General features: G+C 38.4%; 16 protein-coding genes and 3 pseudogenes. 13 read left to right on the top strand and 6 right to left on the bottom strand.

Features of this window, described 5'->3' with window-relative positions:
* Positions 1-347: 347 nt before the first annotated feature.
* Positions 348-1,589, bottom strand: coding sequence for a peptidase T (pepT, locus tag ACJZU6_RS15085; RefSeq protein WP_408901295.1), 1,242 nt, complete (start codon positions 1,587-1,589; stop codon positions 348-350).
* 215 nt (positions 1,590-1,804) lie between these two features.
* Between pepT and ACJZU6_RS15080 the strand changes: the two genes are divergently transcribed.
* On the top strand, positions 1,805-1,936 hold the full coding sequence (locus ACJZU6_RS15080) for a DUF2256 domain-containing protein (protein ID WP_327779701.1): 132 nt from the start codon (positions 1,805-1,807) through the stop codon (positions 1,934-1,936).
* On the opposite strand, the gene ACJZU6_RS15075 is transcribed toward ACJZU6_RS15080, so the two are convergent.
* A complete protein-coding gene (locus tag ACJZU6_RS15075) occupies positions 1,933-2,331 on the bottom strand; it encodes a thiol-disulfide oxidoreductase DCC family protein (protein WP_080155659.1) in 399 nt (132 codons plus the stop codon). The genes ACJZU6_RS15080 and ACJZU6_RS15075 overlap by 4 nt on opposite strands.
* 169 nt (positions 2,332-2,500) lie before the next feature.
* Between ACJZU6_RS15075 and trmY the strand changes: the two are divergent.
* A pseudogene (gene trmY, locus ACJZU6_RS15070) lies at positions 2,501-3,028 on the top strand (tRNA (pseudouridine(54)-N(1))-methyltransferase TrmY); the annotation flags it as partial.
* Between the two features lie 9 nt (positions 3,029-3,037).
* Here the strand turns inward: trmY and ACJZU6_RS15065 are convergent.
* Positions 3,038-4,231, bottom strand: a pseudogene (locus tag ACJZU6_RS15065) (IS3 family transposase).
* Positions 4,232-4,744: 513 nt separating this feature from the next.
* Here ACJZU6_RS15065 and ACJZU6_RS15060 point away from each other — a divergent pair.
* The 4 genes from ACJZU6_RS15060 (at position 4,745) to ACJZU6_RS15045 (ending at position 9,893) form a co-directional block, all read left to right on the top strand.
* Complete coding sequence (locus ACJZU6_RS15060) at positions 4,745-6,205, top strand: peptide MFS transporter (protein WP_408901294.1); 1,461 nt, start codon at positions 4,745-4,747, stop codon at positions 6,203-6,205.
* A 175-nt stretch (positions 6,206-6,380) separates the two neighbouring features.
* The gene (locus tag ACJZU6_RS15055; RefSeq protein WP_080155662.1) at positions 6,381-7,700 is read left to right on the top strand and encodes an AarF/ABC1/UbiB kinase family protein; all 1,320 of its coding nucleotides are present in this window, start codon (positions 6,381-6,383) and stop codon (positions 7,698-7,700) included.
* 155 nt (positions 7,701-7,855) lie between these two features.
* Complete coding sequence (locus ACJZU6_RS15050; RefSeq protein ID WP_327771350.1) at positions 7,856-8,845, top strand: patatin family protein; 990 nt, start codon at positions 7,856-7,858, stop codon at positions 8,843-8,845.
* Between the two features lie 70 nt (positions 8,846-8,915).
* A complete protein-coding gene (locus ACJZU6_RS15045) occupies positions 8,916-9,893 on the top strand; it encodes an alpha/beta fold hydrolase (protein WP_408901293.1) in 978 nt (325 codons plus the stop codon).
* A 122-nt stretch (positions 9,894-10,015) separates the two neighbouring features.
* Here the strand turns inward: ACJZU6_RS15045 and ACJZU6_RS15040 are convergent, their stop codons facing one another.
* Together ACJZU6_RS15040 and ACJZU6_RS15035 are read right to left on the bottom strand one after the other, a co-directional pair.
* The gene (locus ACJZU6_RS15040) at positions 10,016-10,861 is read right to left on the bottom strand and encodes a hypothetical protein (protein WP_408901292.1); all 846 of its coding nucleotides are present in this window, start codon (positions 10,859-10,861) and stop codon (positions 10,016-10,018) included.
* Between the two features lie 271 nt (positions 10,862-11,132).
* Positions 11,133-12,071 (bottom strand): Dyp-type peroxidase, encoded by a 939-nt coding sequence (locus tag ACJZU6_RS15035; protein WP_080155666.1) that lies wholly within the window; start codon positions 12,069-12,071, stop codon positions 11,133-11,135.
* A gap of 472 nt (positions 12,072-12,543) precedes the next feature.
* Between ACJZU6_RS15035 and ACJZU6_RS15030 the strand changes: the two genes are divergently transcribed.
* From ACJZU6_RS15030 to ACJZU6_RS15020, 3 genes and pseudogenes are all read left to right on the top strand, one after another.
* Positions 12,544-12,741, top strand: coding sequence for a hypothetical protein (locus ACJZU6_RS15030; RefSeq protein WP_036791113.1), 198 nt, complete (start codon positions 12,544-12,546; stop codon positions 12,739-12,741).
* A 45-nt stretch (positions 12,742-12,786) separates the two neighbouring features.
* On the top strand, positions 12,787-13,230 hold the full coding sequence (locus ACJZU6_RS15025; RefSeq protein WP_408901291.1) for a hypothetical protein: 444 nt from the start codon (positions 12,787-12,789) through the stop codon (positions 13,228-13,230).
* Between the two features lie 52 nt (positions 13,231-13,282).
* Positions 13,283-14,476 (top strand): annotated as a pseudogene (locus tag ACJZU6_RS15020) (IS3 family transposase).
* A gap of 8 nt (positions 14,477-14,484) precedes the next feature.
* Here the strand turns inward: ACJZU6_RS15020 and ACJZU6_RS15015 are convergent.
* Positions 14,485-15,090 (bottom strand): DNA-3-methyladenine glycosylase family protein, encoded by a 606-nt coding sequence (locus ACJZU6_RS15015; protein ID WP_408901290.1) that lies wholly within the window; start codon positions 15,088-15,090, stop codon positions 14,485-14,487.
* Positions 15,091-15,226: 136 nt separating this feature from the next.
* Between ACJZU6_RS15015 and ACJZU6_RS15010 the strand changes: the two genes are divergently transcribed.
* The 4 genes from ACJZU6_RS15010 to trxC all read left to right on the top strand — a co-directional run bounded on the left by ACJZU6_RS15010 (position 15,227) and on the right by trxC (position 17,355).
* Positions 15,227-15,793, top strand: coding sequence for a GNAT family N-acetyltransferase (locus ACJZU6_RS15010; RefSeq protein ID WP_408901289.1), 567 nt, complete (start codon positions 15,227-15,229; stop codon positions 15,791-15,793).
* Between the two features lie 55 nt (positions 15,794-15,848).
* The gene (locus tag ACJZU6_RS15005; RefSeq protein ID WP_080155677.1) at positions 15,849-16,271 is read left to right on the top strand and encodes a GNAT family N-acetyltransferase; all 423 of its coding nucleotides are present in this window, start codon (positions 15,849-15,851) and stop codon (positions 16,269-16,271) included.
* Between the two features lie 131 nt (positions 16,272-16,402).
* Complete coding sequence (locus ACJZU6_RS15000; protein ID WP_327769599.1) at positions 16,403-16,708, top strand: hypothetical protein; 306 nt, start codon at positions 16,403-16,405, stop codon at positions 16,706-16,708.
* A 212-nt stretch (positions 16,709-16,920) separates the two neighbouring features.
* Positions 16,921-17,355, top strand: coding sequence for a thioredoxin TrxC (gene trxC / locus ACJZU6_RS14995; protein ID WP_080155679.1), 435 nt, complete (start codon positions 16,921-16,923; stop codon positions 17,353-17,355).
* The last annotated feature ends 77 nt before the right edge of the window (positions 17,356-17,432 follow it).

Raw genomic sequence — 17,432 nt, 5'->3', positions numbered from 1 at the left:
CGTAATCAAAAATTATAACGGGCGAGTTACTCAGTAACTCGCCCGTTTTTTATTTGTTTTATTTATATATAACGTAAGTAAAAATAATCAATATAAGTGATGTGCTTATTATTAGAATGGCATATTATTAACCTCGAAACCTCGAAACCTCGAAACCTCGAAACCTCGAAACCTCGAAACCTCGAAACCTCGAAACCTCGAAACCTCGAAACCTCGAAACCTCGAAACCTCGAAACCTCGAAACCTCGAAACCTCGAAACCTCGAAACCTCGAAACCTCGAAACCTCGAAACCTCGAAACCTCGAAACCTCGAAACCTCGAAACCTCGAAACCTCGAAACCTCGTCCCTACCTTCCATACTGATCCGCAGTAATACGGATCACATCAACAACCACATCACTTGCCGCTTGTAATGAAGGTACGGGTAAATACTCATAAATAGAGTGGAAGTTGTGCGCCCCCGTAAAAATATTTGGGCAAGGTAGACCTTTTTGAGATAACACCGCACCATCATAACCACCGCGCATTGGGGTTGTTTTCATTACAATGTTATTGCGATCATAAGCTTGTTTAGCGATTTCAATCGGAAAACTGGCATTACCTTGTAAACTATTCGCCACATTTTGATAGCGATCAGCAAGAGTGATTGAAACTGCTTGTTCTCCCCACAACGTTTGGCAGTTACTCGCTAGTGTAGCTAGAAATTGCATGCGTTGTTGATAGCCGTGTTGAGTAAAATCTCTTACATCCATTTTCAATACCGTTTTGGCACTGTTACCACTCATGTCTTTGACCCAATAGTAACCTTCACGGCCATCAGTGTATTCTGGGGCTTCTCCTGCGGGCAACATAGCAATAAACTTATGCGCCATTAATAATGAATTCTTAAGCTTACCTTTAGCCGACATTGGGTGTGCAGATTGACCTGTAAACGTGATGACAACATCCCCTGCGTTCCAGTTTTCATCAACAAACTCACCAATGCCGCAACAATCTAAGGTGTAACCAAAATCAGCCCCAAAAGTGTCAACATCAAAGGCTTTTGCGCCACGAAGGCCTTGTTCTTCATCAGGAACAAATGCAACTTTAACATCACCATGTTCAATATCAGGGTTGGCAATGAGCACTGTTAACGCATGCATAATGGCTGCAATAGCGGCTTTGTCATCTGCGCCTAATAAACTGGTACCGTCGGTGACGATAATATCTTGGTTTTGATATTGGCTAAGTTCAGGAAATTCAGCTTGTTTCAGTACGATATTTAATGCGGGGTTAAGAACAATATCGCCGCCAGTATAGTGAACGATATGAGCATGAGTATCATTGTTTTGTTCAGCACTGGTGTCTAAATGGCCAAAGAAAGCTACGGTAGGAATGTGTTTTGTACTATTACTTGGCAATGTTGCTGTAACAATTGCACTCTCACGTAAGACAATATCTTGTAATCCTAGTTGGGTTAATTCAGCTGTGATTATTTTAGCTAATTCCATTTGTCCTCGTGAAGACGGCATAATACCAGCAGCGCCATTTTCACGATTTGTCGTGGTATTAATACGAGTGTAATTTATAAAGCGATCAACAATATTCATTATATTCATCCTGAAGAATATATTATTGAGAATGGCGGTTAACTATTATTTTGCTTATTATTTGTTCAGTTAAATGATTAATGATAAGCAGATAAATGTGACCATTCATGATGAGGGAAATATTTCATTATTTATTGTTATTAACAAGAGAATTAATATGATGTTCACGGTGTTTTGTGAGCGTGGTAGGATCTTAATAAATATGGTGGTATTTTATGAAGAAATCAGCGTTACCACAAAAAATGTGTATCGTATGCAAACGTCCTTTTTCATGGCGGAAAAAATGGCAACGGTGCTGGAATGACGTTAAATATTGCTCTGAACGTTGCCGCCGCCAGCGACATTAATCTATTTTGCAATTTTTACAGCGTGATTTTCCCGTAAATAAATAAGAGATTTTGTAGCGATTACGGGCGAAAAACAAATAACATTTATCTGCAAAAAAACGAATAATAGGCCAACGCAGTAATGCTATCCATCTCTTCTTTCCTATAGACCTCCAAGCTAGGTAAGTAACATCGAGCCCAAGTAATAATTGTGGTGATTGTTGCGGTTCAGGAAAATATAACCCATGTAATACTGTTGAAGCGTCAGTAATACTTATATAAGGGAAACGTTGGTTAAAATCAGAGGCAAGAATATCCTCAAAAGAAAGTTGTTGTTGATTATTGTGCTTTTGTAATTGACGCATTTCCTCAATACAGAGTGGGCAACTACTGTCATAGAATATGATTAATTTCATAATGTCCTCCTAATCTCTATTAATAATAGCGACTAATCGTTATTCTTTTGCTGATTTTATAATTTAAGGTTACATCGACTGTAAAACCTAGGATAATAACGGCAATCTATCGTTAATTATCTATAGATGATAATTAATGAGAAAAATTTAAACTGCTAGGATATTGATTATGCGCGCTTTTGTATTACGAGCCCGTTCTGCTCCAACAGATAGTAAGCTATTATTAGCATCAGTTGGACAAGATGCTCACACTGAGATTTTAGCTCACGTTTTGATGAATGCTATTTTTGTAGCACAGTCGCACCGCGAAGATATTATGGTGCATTTAGTACTAGAAAGTACTCAAGATTTTTCTCGCACGATTAGCTTTAGCTCTAATGACATCACTAATTTATCTGGGTTTCATGAGCAAGCTTGGCTTGATAAAATTGCTCATGCTTTAGATAAATCGTTAGGCATGGCAAAAGAACAACAACGTAATGTTGAGCCTGGCATTGTCGTTCGAACCATTAGTTTTGAAAAATTAGTGACTGAGCTAGCAGAAGACTATCAGTTATATATGCTCGATAAAAAAGGTGATTTTATACGCGATATAGAGTTGGCTTCAAATCCTTGTTTTTTATTGACTGATCATATGCCAATGCCAAAGAAAAGCTTTAATAGCTTAAAACGCTTAGGTGCAGAAAAAATAAGCTTAGTGTAGTGGTCAACAAATACTGGCCACAGTTTTAGAGGTTAACCAATATAATCGTTCAGATTCATTAGGGGTTAATCCGCCATTATATTGGTGAGGCCTTAATTGGCTGTAATAGCCAATAATATATCGAGTGATTTCGTGTTTTGCTTCAGCAAAACTACGATAGCCAACATTTGGAACCCATTCTGTTTTTAAACTTCTAAAGAAACGTTCCATTGGTGCGTTATCCCAACAATTTCCCCGACGAGATAAACTTTGTTTAATCTGGCATCGCCATAATAATTGTCGATAGTAGCGACTTGTATAATGACTACCTTGATCGCTGTGGAACATAACCTCTTTAGGTTTATCTCGTGATTCATAAGCCATCAGAAGTGCTTTACCTGTTAATCGACTATCAGGCGATAGAGACATCGCCCAACCAACAGGTTTTCTCGAAAATAGATCGATAACTACAGCAAGATACATCCAACGATTTCCAGTCCAAACATAGGTCACATCACCGACCCAAACTTGATTTGGTGATGTAACCGCAAATTGACGATCAAGGTGATTAGGAATCGCAATATGTTCCTGTTTTACTTTACGGTATCGATGTTTCGGCGATTGGCAACTAACAAGATTAAGGCCTTTCATTAGCTTAGATGCACGATATCGGCTCAAGGCGATGCCTTGAGCAGTAACCATACCGGCAATACTTCTAGCCCCAGCAGAACCATTGCTAGCTGCATGTACCTCTTTGATTAAACAACGAAGTTTAATCAATTCAATAGAAATAAACTTTGGCCGTCTCTGCCAATATTTATAGCTACTGCGATGAACACCTAATACTTTGCATAACGTTGTTATGCTGTGGCTCTTCTTGAGTTTCTCGATTAACGAGAATTGTTCAATGAGTCTGACATCAAGAGAGCGGTGGCTTTTTTTAATATTTCATTATGCTCTTCAAGTGTCGCTAACTTCTTTTTTAATTCTCGTATTTCAATTTGTTCAGGCGTCATTGGTGATGCTTTGGGAGCTTTTCCTTGGCGCTCCTCTTTAAGCTGTCGAACCCACTTATCCATCGTAGATTTACCCACGTTCATTGCTTGGGCTGCTTCTGTTACTGAGTAATTTTGTTCTAGAACTAATTGTGCTGCTTCAAGCTTAAATTCAGCACTAAATAATCGTCTTGTACGCTTTGTCATAATGTCACCTATCCATGTTATGAGGTGATGATATCACCTCTGAGTAGGTGGCCAAATTTAATGTACCACTACATAGGGCCTAAAATGTTGTTCGCTTCGCAATGTATTGTCTTAATACATAATGAATTGGATTTAACGCTATAATTTTTATTGTTATAAGTTGGTAATAAATAAAAGCCGTTAAATGATTTGTTGATGTTTCAATAAATCATTTAACGGCTTTTTTTATATCGTCATAAATGAATAAATATGCACATCTTGAGCTCTGTGTGGTTTTTTATGTGATATTGGTTGCAATAATGTAACTATAAGTAGATAATATCGCTAAATGGTATATAATCGATTGCCGTTTTTTATATACAATAATGTTCGTTTTATTTATATGAAAATTAAGATACTAAATATGGAGCAAGATTAAGCTTGAGCTTGCAGATGTTCAGTGTATTTTCAGTATTAAATACCAACGGTATTTCAAATCAAATAACAATTATTACCGTTAGCCTATATGGCCCCTTTATTAGGAAACAATATGCAATTATCCTCTCAGCCTAAAGGGCTTTTTCACCTCATTGCGATACAGATGTGGGAATTCTTTAGTTATTACGGCATGCGGTCGTTATTAATCCTCTTTTTAACTCAAAAACTTTTAATGTCTGACGACCATGCGTATGCCCTTTATGGTGCTTATACGTCACTAGTTTATGTTACCCCTATTTTAGGTGGCTATTTAGCTGACCGTTATTTAGGTAACTATTGGTCAGTTATTATTGGTGGTTCATTAATGGTTGCTGGGCACGCCGTGCTAAGTATTCCAAGCCATGACAATACGATGCTTTATGCAGCATTAGCATTGATCATTTGTGGTTATGGTTTTTTTAAAACTAACTCAAGCTGTCTATTGGGTGAGTTATATAAAGACCATGAAGATGCACGTGAGTCTGGATTCTCTATTTCTTATATTGGTGGCAACGTTGGTTCGGCATTAGCGCCGATATTCTGTGGTTATGCTGCGAGCCGTTGGGGCTGGAACGTCGGTTTTGCCTTAGCAGGTATTGGCATGCTTATTGGTTTGATTATCTTTAGTACTGGTCGTAAACACTTCGCTCATGTGCAAAAAGCAAATCTACCAGCATTGCGTAAAAAGACTGCAGGATTTAGCCATTGGCAATTGATTATTCTTGGCGTCATTGTGTGTGCTGCGGGTTTAGTTTTTGTGTTACAAGATTTACTTGCGGGTTATATTCTTGCTGTTGTTTTAGCTTTCTCTGCATTACAAATGTTTCGCTTATATCGTAAGAGTAGTACCGAAGATCGTAAGAAATTAAATGCGATTATTTACTTTATGTTATTTGGTATGGTGTTTTGGGCATTTGATCAGCAGGGTGGTAGTTCTATCAGCTTGTTTATTGAACGTAATATTGATACCGATATCTTTGGATACCATATTCCAACCGCGTTTTTCCAATCAGTAAACCCTGTTGCGGTTATCGTGGGTGGTATTGCTGTGGCGTGGCTATGGAAAGTATTAGCTGCTCGTCAAATTTCAGTCCGTACTCTAACTAAATTGAATATGGGTCTGTTTCTACTAACGGCTGGATTTAGCTTGATTACGTTATCATCTAAATTAGCCATGGTAAGTGGTCACACAACATTCTTATGGCTATTTATTGGTCTATTCTTAATTGGTATTGCTGAGTTATTTATTGACCCTGTGGCCTTATCTGCGATTACACGTATGAACCCTCAAGGTGCTACGGGTACAGTTGCAGGTATCTATATGTTAATGGGTGGCTCAGTCGCTAACTATTTAGCAGCAAATATCGCAGAATTGACATCAACAGGTACACAAGCTACCAATACTGTAGATTTAATTGCTTCAGCTACACAATATCACCATGTGTTCCAATCAATTTTAATTGTAACCGTCGTGGTATTAGTACTCGGTCTTTTAGTGAATTTTAAAAATCGTAACGAGCCTGAATACGATTAATTTACTCTGTTAGAAACGGCCGATAAGGTGAGCTATTTGTAGCTGGCTCTATCGGCTTTTTTTTGGCTGTTTATCACCATTTTGTGTCGAATTTCGATAATGTCTTCTGTGATATTATTAATAATAGTAATGAACGATAAAACAAAGACAGTTACTCAAAGTAAAGAGCCGTTAAATGAATGATAAAAAGCAATATTCAAAAGTACCAAGTAGTCGCTTATCTCGCTTAGCTAAACTGGGTTCATTAGCTACGCGAGTCGCTTCAGGCATGGTTGCAGAGGGAGCAAAGCAACTTGCAACTGGGCATCGACCACATATCAGCGACTTGATTTTAACGCCAAATAACGTAAAACGTGTTGCTGATCAATTAGCCGATTTGCGTGGTGCCGCGATGAAAGTTGGTCAGTTATTATCAATGGATAGTGGCGACTTATTACCCCCCCAATTAACCGAATTATTGTCGCGCTTACAAGCCAATGCGAAACCGATGCCGATCAGTCAATTAAATCATTCTCTAGAGCAACAATGGGGAAATGATTGGCAACAGCAGTTTAGTCAGTTCTCTTTTTATCCTATTGCTGCCGCCTCTATAGGGCAGGTGCATCAAGCAACAACCCAGGATGGGCGTTTATTGGCACTAAAAATTCAATACCCAGGCATTAATAAAAGTATCGATAGTGATGTGAATAACGTGGCGACGTTATTGAATATTAGTGGCTTAGTTCCCAAACAGATAGATGTATCTGAATTATTAAACGAAGCTAAAAAGCAACTTCATGCTGAAGCTGACTATTTACTTGAAGCGCAATATGTAAAGCAATATCGTCAATTATTAGCCTCAGATGCACGTTACGTATTACCTGAGATTGTTGATGATTTAACAACCCAACATATTCTTGCAATGACTTTTGTTGGAGGAATAGAGGTTGAGGCATTGGTACAGCAACCACAAGCTGTGCGTGATCGTGTTATCGAATTGGCCTTTAATCTTCTGTTTCGAGAGGTGTTTGAATTTAGATTGGTACAGACAGATCCTAATTTTGCTAATTATCGTTACGATCTTGATACTCAACAATTAGTGTTGCTTGATTTTGGAGCAACACGCGTTTATCCAATCATTATTGCAGAAGGGTATCGTCAGTTAATGGCGGGGGCGGTAATGGATGATCAACCGCAAATGTTAGCCGCATTAAAACAAATTGGTTTTTTCTCTCAACCAATAGAACCTCAAGCACAACAGGCATTATTAGCTCTGTGTTTAGAAGCATGTGAGCCGCTAAAATATCAAGGTGTGTATGATTTTGGCCGATCCGATATGGTGCACCGTATTCGAGACGCGGGTCAGCAGTTAAGCATGAAGCAAGGATATTGGCATACGCCACCCGCTGACGCTATTTTTCTACACCGTAAATTAGGTGGACTTTACTTATTAGCCGCAAAGCTAAAAGCAAGGGTCGACGTCCATAAAATATTTTTACCCTATATGACTGAATAATTATATAGCTGGGCTTATTCATGGCGAGTCAAGCGGCTCATATTTAGAATATCAGTTATTATTTTGAGTAATTTATACTTAACGCAACAGTGATTATACTGACCACTTCCTAAATTAATTTGTATGACAAATGCCCACAAAAAAGTAATAATGTTATGAATGGTAAACACATCTCTTATGCAGTACAAAATATTGACGGATTTTCCTTCGATTCAAGCGACATTTCTAAAATAGCATTGGTTACTGAAGGCGGAGGCCAGCGTGGTATTTTTACTGCCGGTGTCTTAGATGCTTTTTTAGAAGCTGATTTTAATCCATTTTCGTTGATGGTGGGCACATCAGCTGGATCACTGAATTTAGCATCGTATATCTGCGGTCAATATAAACATGCATATAAAGTGATCACTCAAGCAACAACAGACCATCATTTTTTTGATGTTTATCGTTTTATTTTTGGCCGTGAAGGGTTAGATCTTGATTGGTTAATGAAGCAAACGCAGACCAGTTTTGAGCTTGATTGGCAACAAGGGCGTGAAAATATGCGTTCGCGTACAGTCTTAGCCTCAGCAAGTGGTACTACAAGCCACCAAGCGGCATATTTTAACTTAAACAGTGATAACTGGTCGCTGGCATTAAAAGCATCTTGTGCCGTGCCTGTGTTAAATAAACAGCCTATATTTTCTCAAAATGAATTTTGGGTTGATGGGGGATTATGTGCTCCGATCCCTGTGCAAGAGGCATATGAACGTGGTTATCGTCATATTGTTGTAATACGAACCGTACCAATAGATACATCATTTGATCATTGTTGGATGACAAATATTCGTCGTGCTTTGGGGCATTCTAAAGCGGCGGGTATGATTGAAATGTTGTTAGAGCACGAAGATAATTACCGTAAAACCCAAGAATTTTTAAGCAATCCGCCAGATGACGTTACTATTTTTGAAATTCATCCGCAAAAGCCATTGAGTTCAAAAATGATCGGCAGTGATTTGGCATCACTTGATATGGATTATCACTTAGGGTATCAATCAGGTAAATATTTTTTAAATACTGTTGGTCGTCATATTAATATCAAAGATGCTCCTTATAAAACAGACTATAAGCATGACACAGAGAACGTAGATTTAATGAAATATGCTTAATGTTGATATTCAAATGATGCCAGTATGCCATGACATATTTGAGGAGCTTTTACTAAGAAGTTGCTAATAAATGAACCAGAGTAATGTTGAATTTTCAACCAAGGAGTCGGTGTTTACACAGTTAATGGAAAATGACGTTCATAGTATGTGGTTACATCGCAAGCAAAGTGCATTTAGTGGTAAAGATGGCGTTCAGATTCAGTGGATTAGCGTAACTAACCCCATAAATACCCGTTGTATTGTGATTGTAAATGGACGCAATGAAAGCTTTTGGAAGTACCAAGAAATTTTCTTTGAATTTTCACGACAAGGTTATGATGTTTATGGCTATGATCATCGAGGCCAAGGTGCTTCTGGGCGGTTAACGACAGATCCTGAATTAGGGCATGTTGATGATTTTGATGATTATGTTGATGATTTAAATGATTTTGTCACTATAGTTGTAGATAAAGAAAAAACATACCAACACCGCTTTTTATTGGCTCATTCAATGGGTGGTGCAATCACCACGCTTTATTTAGAAAAATATAATAGCCAATTTGATGCGGTAGTACTGAATGCGCCGATGTTTGGCATTCATATGCCAGTACCGTTAAAGCTGGTGGCATCATCCATTGCCAAGATCATGGAACATTATCAACATGAGCCATCGTATGTGCTAGGGCAAAAGCCATACCATGAAGAGCCATTTGAAAATAACGCCTTGTGTCAAAGTAAATTACGCTATGTTTGGGCTAAGCATTTATATCAGCTCCATCCAGAATTACGGATTGGTGGTCCAAGCCCTCGCTGGTTATGGCAAGCAATTGAAGCGGCAGATCATTGTATTCGTGACGTTGAAAAAATAGAGATCCCAGTACTATTATTGCAAGCTGGTAATGACACGATTGTTGATAATAATAGTCATCATCGGTTTTGTGGTCAGAGTAAACATTGTCATATGAAAGTCATACGTAATGCGCGCCATGAAATTTTAATGGAAAAAGATACAATACGTAATCAAGCTTTGTGTGAAACTTTGGCATTTTTTAATCAATTTATAGTGTAAATTGATTAAATATATCAATACATAACCATAGAATACAAAATAGCGGCTGCATTTATTGATTAAATGCAGCCGCTATTATTTTGGTACTTTAAAAGCTAATTAATTGATAATTAAGCTAATTTTTATTGACAGATGAACCAAGATTTAGCATCAGCTTCTATAATGGCTTGTTTGTGCCATGGCAATGGTGTTGATATTGGCGCAATACGAACATCACCTTTAATCTTACGTGTTGCAAGTACACGCACACGGCCATCTTTTACGCTTTCAATCGTGCCTTTATACGTCACACCGTAAGCATCGTCTTTCGATTTTTTATATATACAGACACTCTCACCTACATGAGAGGTAATAAAGGCTGTCTCTTCTGTCCATGCTTCTTCTGCTGGTGCTGGAGAGGCATCATCAAGTTGCTCAATGGCTTTAGAGCTCATTAATGTACGATGCACTGAATAAGGTTGGTAGCCTAATAACGTTGCACCATCTACCCATGCTGATTGTGGAATATCACGGTTTTCAATAATACGCATCGTCACAAAAGGACCGCCAGAACAGATATCGGCCCACAGATCAATGGAAGAAATGCGTGCAGCAAAGAGGGGCGTTTCTTGATCAGTATTTGGATGTTGAACACACCATGTGCCAGTATCTAAATTAACCAGTGAACCTTTATTAATTGAACAAGTTTTGGCTGCCAATTGATTAAATTGTGCCATATCCTGTTGTGCTTGTTGATCGCTATTAGAGCAATAACGGTAGCTATAAGAAAAGGTTTCTTTCGGATAAAACATACCTTTATCAACAACAACACCATTACTGCGTGAGTTATCAGCAGCGATAAATTTTTTGGCTACTGTTTTAAAGCTGTAATCAGGTGCTGGTTTTGGTGGTGGTGGTGTTGAACTACAACCCGCAATAACAGCAATAACTGCAGCGAGTGAGACGCGGGTAAAAAGGGTGTTGTACATTACTTGCCCCCAGAGAAAATGCTTTTTCATATACGAGATAAAAAAGCGCTAATAATAAATAAGTCTATAGGGGACAACAGAAATTGTTAGGAAGCAAGCCATTATTCTGTAAAAAAAATTGAGCGTTAATAGATTCAATGAGTTAGTGCTAACAAAGATTTACTTATGTTGGCTTATAGTGATTTATTGTGCTGATTTTAAGGGAATAACCTAATCAGCCCATTGGCGATAAACGACAATGGGCTGCAAAAGTGACTAATAATTAAATAGCTTAGTCAGCAAAAGTATCTAGCAATGTTTGCGAAACGATAAAGTAGTTTGTACCTGTTTTCGCTTCAACAAAATCAAGTAAACGGTCGTAATGGCCATTACTGTCAGCATTGATCATTTGTTGTAATGAAGTGCTCATTGTAACAGGCGATGCCGTTAAGCCAATAAACATGGTGCCATGTTCCATAGCATTGCCGTAAGGACGATTTTGGCGTAGCATTTTGATTTCTTTATCATCAACGATAACCTTACTCTTGTTGTTGTGTGCCCATACAGGCTTCACATCATCGTCAAGTTCAATATCATCAAGTTTAGTACGACCAACAACTTGTTCTTGGTATTCAGTCGATTGCTTGTCCCATAAGCCTTGACGGTCAATATAACGTTGAACCGTTAAGTAACTACCACCTTGGTGAATATCAAGATCATCAACCACTAATACCGCTTTCATGCGAGATTCATTTTTAGGGTTTTCAGTACCATCAACAAAATCAATCATATCGCGGCTATCAAGGTATTTAAAACCTTGAATATCTTCAATTAATGTTGCCACATCTGCAAATGCTAACGCTAAATATTTAGCCGCTTGGTAGTTTAAATCCATACGTTCAGATTTAATCATGATAAACACATCACCAGGCGTGCTTGGGAATTGGCGTTCGCCATCAGCCATTGCTTCAAAATCTTTAAGTAAAGCTGGTGTTGGTGTTGTAGGGAAAGCCGTTGACCAACCATGGCGAGACACACCAATTGTAAAGCTAAGGTCTGCGGTTGCGTCTTTTTGCCCAATGGATTTTTCAATGATCTGAATTTTCGCAAAAGCGTCAGTTACCGCTTCTGGATTAGCATCTGCTTTAAAAACAAAAGTGAGATATTCAGCAAACGTATTTGGATTTGATAAAGCACCGGGTTGGGCACGTTCAGATGACATTGCATTCATAATAGTAGACCTTAATTAAAGCTATCTTGTTACGGTACGCTTTTTAGATAGCGAGCTATAGGTAAATTTTTGTAATGTAAAGTTTCACATTTTAGACTGTAAAATGATACCTAATCTGTTGTTAATAGTGAAACAACGAAGTGCATTAACTGTTTATATCGTTAATTATTTTTACTTCTAATGGTATTAACGTGACGTTATGAACTTAGTAGGGTGTTTTGTAGATAAAAGTACATAAAGGTATGAGGCAAAAAGACGACATAGTGAAATAAATCTTTGCGTTTAAGCATGGATTATTTGTAAGGCACGAATGATCAAAACTACGCAATAAATAGATTTATTACTAGTGTTTTTGGGTTATTTTCTTACGAATATGGCCTTGTTCACAAACTTGTTGTTATGTGCTTTTTTCAATTAAAAACCTTTGATACTAAGTACTGCATGTCGACACAGGTTTCTTTAGGAGGGTATTGTGTCTATTAACTCTATCGATTATTCAGAAATTTCTTCCGTTTCATCTAAGTGGGAACACAAAGACGATTCGGCGACCAACATCGCAGATAGCAAGAAGCAGCAAGGTGCTGCACGACGACGCATTGAGATGCTACGCGATATTCAAGCCAGTGGGCTAACCCTTGCCGAAGCGCGAGAGTTGGGGTTGCTACATTAATTATTGAGGACTATTTATCGTGTAAGCCTACTTAGGCTAACCGTTATGAATCAGTCACTAAAAGAGTCACTAAAGAAGTCACTAAACCAAGAAAGGATTTATTTTACAGTCATTCAAAAAGGTCGAACTTATTACTTACGTATGTTGAGTATTCTCAAGGGGAAGCCTTTGGCGAGTGTTACGGTATCGCTAAGGACTAAGAGTGCTATCACAGCTAAAGCCAATAGCGAGTTATTGAAGGATAAATTAGTTACAACTTCTGGGGCATTGGATACGTTTGATAATGCCCGTTATGTACTCAGGAACATTGCAAAAACTCTCAATTCTTATGTAGGGATTCCTATTGGTGGTATCCCTCAGTCTCAAGAAATAACATCTATCGAACCAATTCCCATAGAAGTGGCTGACATACAATCAGTCACTTTTTCTGCTATGGCACACTCATACGCTGACGAAAGATTAGAGTCTATGGCATGGACTCAAGTGTAGTGGTACATTAAATTTGGCCACCTACTCAGAGGTGATATCATCACCTCATAACATGGATAGGTGACATTATGACAAAGCGTACAAGACGATTATTTAGTGCTGAATTTAAGCTTGAAGCAGCACAATTAGTTCTAGAACAAAATTACTCAGTAACAGAAGCAGCCCAAGCAATGAACGTGGGTAAATCTACGATGGATAAGTGGGTTCGACAGCTTAAAGAGGAGCGCCAAGGAAAAGCTCCCAAAGCATCACCAATGACGCCTGAACAAATTGAAATACGAGAATTAAAAAAGAAGTTAGCGACACTTGAAGAGCATAATGAAATATTAAAAAAAGCCACCGCTCTCTTGATGTCAGACTCATTGAACAATTCTCGTTAATCGAGAAACTCAAGAAGAGCCACAGCATAACAACGTTATGCAAAGTATTAGGTGTTCATCGCAGTAGCTATAAATATTGGCAGAGACGGCCAAAGTTTATTTCTATTGAATTGATTAAACTTCGTTGTTTAATCAAAGAGGTACATGCAGCTAGCAATGGTTCTGCTGGGGCTAGAAGTATTGCCGGTATGGTTACTGCTCAAGGCATCGCCTTGAGCCGATATCGTGCATCTAAGCTAATGAAAGGCCTTAATCTTGTTAGTTGCCAATCGCCGAAACATCGATACCGTAAAGTAAAACAGGAACATATTGCGATTCCTAATCACCTTGATCGTCAATTTGCGGTTACATCACCAAATCAAGTTTGGGTCGGTGATGTGACCTATGTTTGGACTGGAAATCGTTGGATGTATCTTGCTGTAGTTATCGATCTATTTTCGAGAAAACCTGTTGGTTGGGCGATGTCTCTATCGCCTGATAGTCGATTAACAGGTAAAGCACTTCTGATGGCTTATGAATCACGAGATAAACCTAAAGAGGTTATGTTCCACAGCGATCAAGGTAGTCATTATACAAGTCGCTACTATCGACAATTATTATGGCGATGCCAGATTAAACAAAGTTTATCTCGTCGGGGAAATTGTTGGGATAACGCACCAATGGAACGTTTCTTTAGAAGTTTAAAAACAGAATGGGTTCCAAATGTTGGCTATCGTAGTTTTGCTGAAGCAAAACACGAAATCACTCGATATATTATTGGCTATTACAGCCAATTAAGGCCTCACCAATATAATGGCGGATTAACCCCTAATGAATCTGAACGATTATATTGGTTAACCTCTAAAACTGTGGCCAGTATTTGTTGACCACTACATTAATTCTGATGATAATAATGCCATAAAAATAGTGAGCCAACACTTCGCCACGGTGCCCAATGCGTTACCATCTCACGAGCTTCTTTTGGGGTTGGTTTTGATGCTAATCCTTTTAGTTTTTGCAAACCTAAAAGGATACCTAAGTCATCGGCAGGAAAAATATCATGTCGGTCTAAAGCAAACATTAAGTAGATCTCTGCGCTCCAGCGACCAAGGCCTCGCATGTTAATGATGGTTTTGATTGCACGTTCATCATCAAGGTGCTGCAATCCATCTATATCAAAATTGCCTTCTACTGCTGCGGTTGCAATACCTTGTGTATATTCAATTTTTCGGTGTGATAAGCCTGCATCTCTTAATGATTGCGTTGAAATTTGAATAAATTGTTCTGGAGTGCAAGCTGGCATTAACGCTAATACTCGATCAGTGATTGTGATCGCCACTTTAGTCGATAATTGTTGACTAATAATAGTAAAAAGGAAAGCTTCAAACCCTTTAGGGTAAGTGCGACCATCAGGCAAACCATATTGCTTAACGGCTTGTGCTATATCTTGATCGATAAGGCTTAACGTTTCTATTCCTTGGTGTATTAATTTCTTATCCATAATCGTTAATCTCAATCTAGAAATATAAATATTCAAAGGTTATCGTCCAAATTATGATGATTAGATGTTGTTGATGCAACTCATCGTTGATATATCTCTATGTGGATAAGGATAAAGCATATAACAAGGAGTAAACATGCATATGGAAACACAGCGCCTTATTCTTCGGCAATGGAAGCCGAATGACTATCGTGTTTATGCTCAGTTGAACGCAGATCCTCAAGTAATGCGCTATTTCCCTGCAATATTGTCCAATAATGAAAGCGATGCACAAGCTTCTAGAATAGAAGAACTTATAGCACAACGTGGATGGGGGTTTTGGGCGGTGGAACTAAAATCAACCGGGAAGTTTATTGGGTTTGTGGGGCTACATAGTCAAGATGAAACCAGTGGTATTCCTAATGCTCCCTTTATCGAAATAGGTTGGCGATTATCAGCTGAATATTGGGGATTAGGCTATGCACCTGAAGCGGCAACAAAAGCACTACAGTTTGCTTTTGAGGTTCTTAAAGCCCCGTCAGTTTTTGCTTTCACTGCCTTGCTGAATCAGCCTTCGCAACGGGTTATGGCTAAAATCGGAATGAAAAATACACGGCAGGATTTTAATCATCCTAAATTGGATCAAGGACATCGGTTAGAGCGACACTGCTTATATACAATTACTCAGCAACAGTGGCTAGCGATTGTTAACAAGCCCGATTAATGAAGCTTACATAGTGTTGTGGTAATAAGCGTTGTGATAACAAAGGAAAGAGCCCATGATTTTATACCAATCAACCCGTGATTTATCAGCGTCAGCTCAGATCACATATAACAATATGCGTACCTATTATGAGTATTATGCTGTTAATTGGGAGCAACCAACAATAGTAGAGCAAATCGCCGGGTTAGAAAATTGGGACATAGTGTGTGATGGTGAAGTGGTAGGTGCTATTCGATTAGCTGTTGGTGACGACGAATGCTATTTACGCGATCTTCAAGTTAGCGCTCAATATCAAAATCAAGGTATTGGTGCTCAAGCTATTACGGAGTCTGTTCGATTAGCACGTGAATATGGTGTAAATCAGTTGAGGTTAAGAGTGTTTAAAATCAGTCCTGCTTATCACTTATATACTCGATGTGGTTTTACCATTGCGAGCGAAGATGACCGCTTTTTTAATATGATTCAGAATATTACGTAATAGTCGACGGTATAATAGTTGTTAATCAGCTGTACATCATACAAATGTTAGTATTATAAAATGTGAGGGATTGAAGTGTTAATCCTCAAGCCGACTAAACTTAATACGAAAGTTCTTATCCTGAGGTTGTTATGAAAGTAATGTTATTATTGATGTTGTCTATTTTATCTTTTCAAGCATCAGCACAAGAGGCTTATGTTTGTAAAAATGGCACAGCAGAGCGCACTGTTGAAGTCGTTTATAGCCAACCGGGCAACAAAGTACCTTGTGATGTGCAATATATAAAATCGAGCGGTAGCCAAGTGTTATGGAGTGCAAACCATGAGGTCGGTTATTGTGAAACGAAAGCTCAAACCTTTGCGACTAAGTTAGGTACGTTAGGCTGGACTTGTTCTAAGGCCGAGAAGACGGTAGCAGAACAGCCATTGAGTGAATAAGATCGTTAAACGGTATTAAACGGATTAAAGAAGATCAATTTTTAATCCGTTTAGTTTTTTGCTTTAGTTTATTGGTAATCACTGATCATATAACAGCAATCTAGATCCATAGGTTTTTCCTATCAGCTTAATCAGTAAAAACAGCTTTTGTTTTGATAATGATGGGGATAGATTAAATAACAATAGTTTAGAATTAGATTCGGATATTCATTATGACAACCATGACAACTCGCTGCCCACATTGTAAAGCATTGAACCGTTTACCCCTTGATCGTGTAAACGATGAAGCGACATGTGGAACTTGTAAAGAAAAATTACTTGATGGTATGCCAATTGAAGGTACTGCTGATAACTTTGCAAACCTAATTAATGGTGATAAACCTGTTGTTGTCGATTTTTGGGCCCCTTGGTGTAGTCCATGCGTAGGTTTTGCTCCTGTATTTGCTGATGTGGCGAATGAACGTAGTGGTGCTGCTCGTTTCGTTAAAATCGATACAGAAGCGCAACAAGCATTGGCTGGCCAATACCGCATTCGTAGTATTCCAACCATTATGGTGTTTAAAGGCGGTAAAATGGTCGACATGCTCAATGGTGCCATGCCTAAAACTGCATTTGATCAATGGCTAAACACCGCATTAACTAAATAATTACCAATGGCAGTATTTGCTGGTGGTATTTTTAATTCTTAAAGCCTAGTTATATCAAAGTAACTGGGCTTTTCTGT

Origin of the sequence: Photobacterium piscicola, assembly GCF_046058925.1 — a bacterium.
Taxonomy (GTDB): domain Bacteria; phylum Pseudomonadota; class Gammaproteobacteria; order Enterobacterales; family Vibrionaceae; genus Photobacterium; species Photobacterium piscicola.
The sequence above is the reverse complement of the archived record's forward strand: the minus strand, read 5'-3'. Positions and strand labels throughout refer to the sequence as shown.

Coding starts and splice junctions, on each gene's coding strand:
- pepT (WP_408901295.1), bottom strand. CDS start 1,589: ATGAATATTGTTGATCGCTTTATAAATTACACTCGTATTAATACCACG.
- ACJZU6_RS15080 (WP_327779701.1), top strand. CDS start 1,805: ATGAAGAAATCAGCGTTACCACAAAAAATGTGTATCGTATGCAAACGT.
- ACJZU6_RS15075 (WP_080155659.1), bottom strand. CDS start 2,331: ATGAAATTAATCATATTCTATGACAGTAGTTGCCCACTCTGTATTGAG.
- ACJZU6_RS15060 (WP_408901294.1), top strand. CDS start 4,745: ATGCAATTATCCTCTCAGCCTAAAGGGCTTTTTCACCTCATTGCGATA.
- ACJZU6_RS15055 (WP_080155662.1), top strand. CDS start 6,381: ATGAATGATAAAAAGCAATATTCAAAAGTACCAAGTAGTCGCTTATCT.
- ACJZU6_RS15050 (WP_327771350.1), top strand. CDS start 7,856: ATGAATGGTAAACACATCTCTTATGCAGTACAAAATATTGACGGATTT.
- ACJZU6_RS15045 (WP_408901293.1), top strand. CDS start 8,916: ATGAACCAGAGTAATGTTGAATTTTCAACCAAGGAGTCGGTGTTTACA.
- ACJZU6_RS15040 (WP_408901292.1), bottom strand. CDS start 10,861: ATGTACAACACCCTTTTTACCCGCGTCTCACTCGCTGCAGTTATTGCT.
- ACJZU6_RS15035 (WP_080155666.1), bottom strand. CDS start 12,071: ATGAATGCAATGTCATCTGAACGTGCCCAACCCGGTGCTTTATCAAAT.
- ACJZU6_RS15025 (WP_408901291.1), top strand. CDS start 12,787: ATGAATCAGTCACTAAAAGAGTCACTAAAGAAGTCACTAAACCAAGAA.
- ACJZU6_RS15015 (WP_408901290.1), bottom strand. CDS start 15,090: ATGGATAAGAAATTAATACACCAAGGAATAGAAACGTTAAGCCTTATC.
- ACJZU6_RS15010 (WP_408901289.1), top strand. CDS start 15,227: ATGCATATGGAAACACAGCGCCTTATTCTTCGGCAATGGAAGCCGAAT.
- ACJZU6_RS15005 (WP_080155677.1), top strand. CDS start 15,849: ATGATTTTATACCAATCAACCCGTGATTTATCAGCGTCAGCTCAGATC.
- ACJZU6_RS15000 (WP_327769599.1), top strand. CDS start 16,403: ATGAAAGTAATGTTATTATTGATGTTGTCTATTTTATCTTTTCAAGCA.
- trxC (WP_080155679.1), top strand. CDS start 16,921: ATGACAACCATGACAACTCGCTGCCCACATTGTAAAGCATTGAACCGT.